Annotated in this window: 6 protein-coding genes; 1 reads left to right on the forward strand and 5 read right to left on the reverse strand. The window is 72.0% G+C overall.

The features are described 5' to 3' along the window. Positions 1-124: 124 nt before the first annotated feature. Complete coding sequence (locus G6028_RS03725; RefSeq protein ID WP_179523235.1) at positions 125-1,048, reverse strand: SDR family oxidoreductase; 924 nt, start codon at positions 1,046-1,048, stop codon at positions 125-127. Positions 1,049-1,167: 119 nt separating this feature from the next. Here G6028_RS03725 and G6028_RS03730 point away from each other — a divergent pair, with 119 nt between their 5' ends. Beyond that, the gene (locus G6028_RS03730) at positions 1,168-1,392 is read left to right on the forward strand and encodes a hypothetical protein (protein ID WP_179523236.1); all 225 of its coding nucleotides are present in this window, start codon (positions 1,168-1,170) and stop codon (positions 1,390-1,392) included. Between the two features lie 121 nt (positions 1,393-1,513). On the opposite strand, the gene G6028_RS03735 is transcribed toward G6028_RS03730, so the two are convergent. The 4 genes from G6028_RS03735 to G6028_RS03750 form a co-directional block, all read right to left on the reverse strand. Continuing rightward, positions 1,514-2,458: a carbohydrate kinase family protein gene (locus G6028_RS03735; protein WP_182658081.1), complete on the reverse strand. Its 945-nt coding sequence runs from the start codon at positions 2,456-2,458 to the stop codon at positions 1,514-1,516. After that, complete coding sequence (locus G6028_RS03740; protein WP_179523238.1) at positions 2,455-3,144, reverse strand: class II aldolase/adducin family protein; 690 nt, start codon at positions 3,142-3,144, stop codon at positions 2,455-2,457. The genes G6028_RS03735 and G6028_RS03740 overlap by 4 nt, the downstream gene beginning before the upstream one ends. After that, positions 3,141-3,623, reverse strand: a complete 483-nt coding sequence (locus G6028_RS03745) for an SRPBCC family protein (RefSeq protein ID WP_182645648.1) — start codon at positions 3,621-3,623, stop codon at positions 3,141-3,143. The genes G6028_RS03740 and G6028_RS03745 overlap by 4 nt, the downstream gene beginning before the upstream one ends. Beyond that, on the reverse strand, positions 3,620-4,831 hold a 1,212-nt coding region (locus G6028_RS03750; RefSeq protein WP_182658082.1), incomplete at its 5' end, for a flavin monoamine oxidase family protein. The genes G6028_RS03750 and G6028_RS03745, both read right to left, overlap by 4 nt.

Consider the following 4,831-nt stretch of genomic DNA (forward strand, 5'->3'; position numbering starts at 1 on the left):
CCGCGGATGGCGTCTCGCGCGAGCGCGTGCCCGGTCAGCGCACAGCCGCACGACGGGATGGCGTCTCGCCCGCACCGCGGCTCACGCGAGACGCCATCCCGGCGTGCGGCTGCGTTGGGCCGGCTCAGGGAGTGGGCGCGCCGCCGGTCACCGAGAGGGTGTTCCCGGTGGTGTAGGACGACTCGTCGGAGGCCAGGTACACGTACGCGCCCGCCATCTCGACCGGTTGTCCGGGCCGACCCAGCGGATTCTTGTGCCCGAAGATCGGCAGCTTCTCGGGCTTCTGGCCGCCGCTCACCTGGAGCGCTGTCCAGAACGGACCGGGCGCGACGGCGTTGACGCGGATGCCGCGCGGTGCGAGCTGCTGGGCGAGCGACTTGGACATGGTGTTGACCGCCGCGCGCGAGGTGGCGTAGTCCACGAGCCCCGGTGACGGGGTGTACGCCTGCACCGAGGACGTGAAGATCACGCTCGATCCGGGCTGCAGGTGGGCGAGCGCCTCCTGCATCATCCAGAACGGCGCCGAGATGTTGACGTTCATCGTCTCGGCCCACTGCTCGGAGGACAGGTCCTCCAGGTGCTCGACGAAGGTCTGCCGGGCGGCGTTGAGCACGAGCACGTCCAGACCGCCGAGCCCCGCGACGGCGTCGCGGACGATCCCGCGCGCGACGGCCTCGTCACCGACGTCGCCGGGGAGCAGGACGCAGGTCCGGCCGGCCGCGCGCACGAGCTCGGCCACGTCGTCGGCGTCGGACTGCTCAGAGGGCAGGTAGCCGATCGCCACGTCGGCGCCCTCGCGTGCGTAGGCGATGGCCACGGCGCGGCCGATCCCGGAGTCACCGCCGGTGATCAGTGCACGCCGCCCGGTGAGCCGGCCGTGACCCACGTAGGTGTCCTCCCCGTGGTCGGCGGGAGGGTCCATCTCGGAGGCCAACCCCGGAACCGGTTGCTGCTGGACCGGCACCTCGATCTGGTACTTGGTCGTCGGGTCGACGAGTACGGAATGCCCGGGCTGGTCAGAGGACTGAACTGTCGGATCGGTGGTCACGGATGCCTCCCTGGTCGTCTGGACTCCCGACCGTACGCCCCCGGCGACCGGATGCGAGTGGGCGCTCGATCCCCCAGAATGCGGACACGACACACGTCACCCGAACCGAAGGAGTGGGCATGCCCCGTTACCGCGTGATCGACCCCGAGCAGAACGTCATCGATGAGAAGGAGTTCGCCGACGACACCAAGGCCTACGACTGGTTCAAGACGGTCGAGGTCCCCGACGATGCTCTCGGTTACGCCATGGAGGTCGACATGGACGGTAAGTGGACCCGCTTCGAGATCAACGACGGTGGCACCAACACCTCCCCCGCGGCCGACGAGGGCACGGGCGTCGCCTGACCTGACTCAGGGCTGCTCAGGCCACGCAGCCGACCCCGACGGGCCGGCTCCCCACCGCGTCGATGCGGGGGGAGCCGGCCGGTCGTGGTTGTGGCGATCCCCTCGAGGCCGGCCCTCGCGGTCAGCCGGTCGGAGCCGATCGGGCGAACTCGACGACCGAATCGAGGTCGTAGCTTCCGGCGGTGGTCCCGAGCCCCCGGGCCACCTGGGCCGCGACCGCGCAGCCGAGGACGGCGGAGCCCCGCAGGTCGCGACCGAGATGACGCCCCACCAGGAACCCGGCGGAGAACGAGTCCCCGCAGCCGGTGGTGTCGACGACGTCGATCGCGAAGGCGGGTACCGCGATGGTCTCGTCCGGTGTCACGACGAGCGCGCCGTCGGCGCCCGCGGTGAGGGCCACGCACGCGACCCCGCGCTCGATCAGCATGCGCGCGCCCTCGGCCAGCATGTCGGCGCCGGTGAAGCCGCGGACCTGGTCGTCGTTGGGCAACAGGTAGTCCACGTGCGGTAGCGCGTCCGCGATCCACTCGAGCATTCCGGGGTCGCCGTCGGCCAGGATGTCGACCGACGTGGTGATCCCCTTCCCACGGGCACGGGCGAGCAGCTCGCCGGCCGCCGGGCCGCCCAGGAACTCCGGCCCACCCAGGTGCAGATGAGTGAGCCCCTCGAGCGCGTCGTCGTCGATGTCGTCCAGGGTGAACACGCCGTTCGCGCCGATGCAGTGCCACGCCGGCCGGTCCCCGTTGGGGCGCACGGGGATCACCGAGGCGGACGTCTGTGCGTCCGCCTTGGTCACCAGGCGGCCGGTGTCGACCCCCTCCCCGCTCAACAGGGTCATCAGGGTGCGCCCGATCGAGTCGGCGCCGACCGCACCGATGCTGCGGACCCCGGCCCCGAGGCGGCTGAGCACCACCGCGGTGCCCCCCGCGGTCCCGGCCGGGGAGAAGGCGATGGTGTCCACGAGGGCCCCGGCAGAGCCCTCCGGGATGGACTCGATCCCGATCGCGTGGACGTCGAGGACGTGCACTCCGACCGTCGCGATCGTCATGGATGAGATGTCGGTCATTGCGGGCTCTCCTTGGTGGTTCCGTACTCGAGGGTGATCGCCTGGACGACCGCGTCGTGTTGCTGCGCCTCGGTGAGGGGTCGTGGTGTGCCCACCCCACTCGCGCGGACGTGCAGGGCCGCCAGCCACTCCAGCAACAGCGCGTTGTCGAGGGCCTTGTCGAGGGAGGATCCCACCGTCACCGAGCCGTGGTTGGCCATCAGGACCGCCTGCCGGTCGCGCAGGCCGTCCACGACGAGGTCGGCGAGCTCGGGGGTTCCGAAGGTCGCGTAGGGCGCCACCCGGATCTCGCCGCCCAGCAGCAACTGCTGGTAGTGCAGTACGGGCAGCGCGTCCATCCCGGTCACGCAGGAGACGGCGGTGGAGAACGGGGCGTGGGTGTGGACGACGGCCCCCGCCTGAGTACCGGAGTAGATCCCCAGATGCAGCCCGAGCTCGGAGGTCGGCGCGAGTCGGCCGTCCACGTGCTCGCCCGTCGCGCCGACCACGGTGACGTCCTCGGCTCGGCAGTCGGCCAGGACCACGCCGGTGCCGGTCACGGCGATCCGCCCGTCGTCCACCCGGGCCGAGACGTTTCCGGCGGTGCCGATGAGCAGTCCCTCGGCCGCCAGTCGCCTGGCGGTGGCGGCGACGTGCTCGCGGGCCCGCGACGACTGCCCACGGGATCCCGACGACTCCGTCGTCACAGCCCACCGGCCTGATCGATGCCGCGTTCGGCGTGCACGACGCTCTCGAGCGTCGTCATGGACCGGCGGAACTGGCCGGTGAGCGACTTCTCGAGAACCGGCGCGATGAGGCGGCCGAGGGGGCCGAGCCCGACCCGGCAGTCGACCCGGTACGTCATCAGGGTGGCCTCGGCGCCCAGCGGCTCGAAGCGGAAGGTGTTGACCATGTCGTGCAACGGCGCGAACCCGGTCCCGGAGTCGACCCTGAGGGACCGCGGCTCGACCTTCCCCACCGTCCACACGGACCGCGTCGTGAGCGGCCCGATCGTCCGGTTCCGCTCGGAATAGGTCTCGCCCACGGTCGCCGCACCGTGGTGGGCGGTGACCTCCAGGGCCCCGTCGACCCACTCGGCGTACCGGGAGGTGTCGTCGATCACGGCCCAGATGTCCTCGACCGGGGCTGCGAGTCGCTGCTGTACGGAAACGGTCAGACGTGTCACGGATGTCCTCCTGAGTGTGCGATCACGGCGCGGGCGGCGGCCTCCCCGGAGCGGACCGCGCCGTCCATGTAGCCGTTCCAGTAGTCGGAGTGTTCGGCACCGGCCCAGTGCACGCGGCCGAGCGGCCGGTCGCGCCACTGACCGAGCGTGGTCAGGACGCCGGGGCCGAGGACAGCGGTCGGGCCACCCCGGGTCCAGCGTTCCGCGGTCCAGTCCTTCTCGAAGTATCCGACAGGCGCCAGCGCCGCGGGCCCGACCACCCGGGCGAAGCTCTGCAGGACCGCCCCGCCGCGCTCCCGGGCCGGACGGGGCGCCCACTTCCGCCACCCCGCTCCCCCCACGAACCCCATGAGGATCCCGGGTGAGCCGCTCGGCGGGGTGTTGTCGAACATCGAGCACACCGGGGTACCGCCCCCGCGGAAGACGCCCTGGCCGGAGAGTCCGTCCTCCCGCCAGAACGGGCGCTCGTAGATCGCCTCACACTTCATGAGGGTGCCGAAGGCCATCCTGCGGAACAGGGCGTCCTGGTGGGCGGGCAGCGACGGGCTCCACTCGATCTCGGCGGCCAGGTGGGGTGGCGCGGTCACGATCACCTCCTCGCCGTCGAAGGACCCCGCGTCGGTGGTGACGGTGACCCCCGTGGCACGGTGTTCGATCCGCCGGACGGGGGCGCCGAGGGTGACGGAGTCGCCCAATTCCTCGGCCATGCGTTGCGAGATCACCTGCGAACCGCCCACGACCCGGGATTCCTGGGCCCCGCCGGCCACGCCGATCATCCGGTCCAGTGAGCCCGGGTGGATCTCGTCACCCGCGCCCGCGACATACGCCAGGCCGTACAGCGCCGAGGCCTCGGACGCCGCGGCCCCGAACGCCGAGCCGAGGAGGGTGTCGATCAACTCGACCCCGCCGGCGCCGATCGCGCCGCGCCGCAGCCAGGTGGCGAGGCTCTGGGCGTCCAACCGGCCCGCGTCGGGATGCTCCCACGGCGCGGCCACGTCGACCTCGCCACTCGCGCGGGCCAGGCGGGTGGTCGCCAGGGCGATGTCGGGCAGGGCGAGGCGGTCCGGCGGGATGTCCCCGCGGAATCGCCGGCTGCGCGAACCGTGGACGTAGACCGTGTCCCCGACGGTGTGGGCGGGGAACGTCGTCACCCCGAGCTCCGCGGCGAGCCCCAGCACGTGGTCCTGGGTGGGTCCGACGAACTGCCC

This window comes from Dietzia cercidiphylli (assembly GCF_014145145.1).
GTDB classification, from domain to species: Bacteria; Actinomycetota; Actinomycetes; order Mycobacteriales; family Mycobacteriaceae; genus Dietzia; species Dietzia natronolimnaea.

Coding starts and splice junctions, on each gene's coding strand:
- G6028_RS03730 (WP_179523236.1), top strand. CDS start 1,168: ATGCCCCGTTACCGCGTGATCGACCCCGAGCAGAACGTCATCGATGAG.
- G6028_RS03735 (WP_182658081.1), bottom strand. CDS start 2,458: ATGACCGACATCTCATCCATGACGATCGCGACGGTCGGAGTGCACGTC.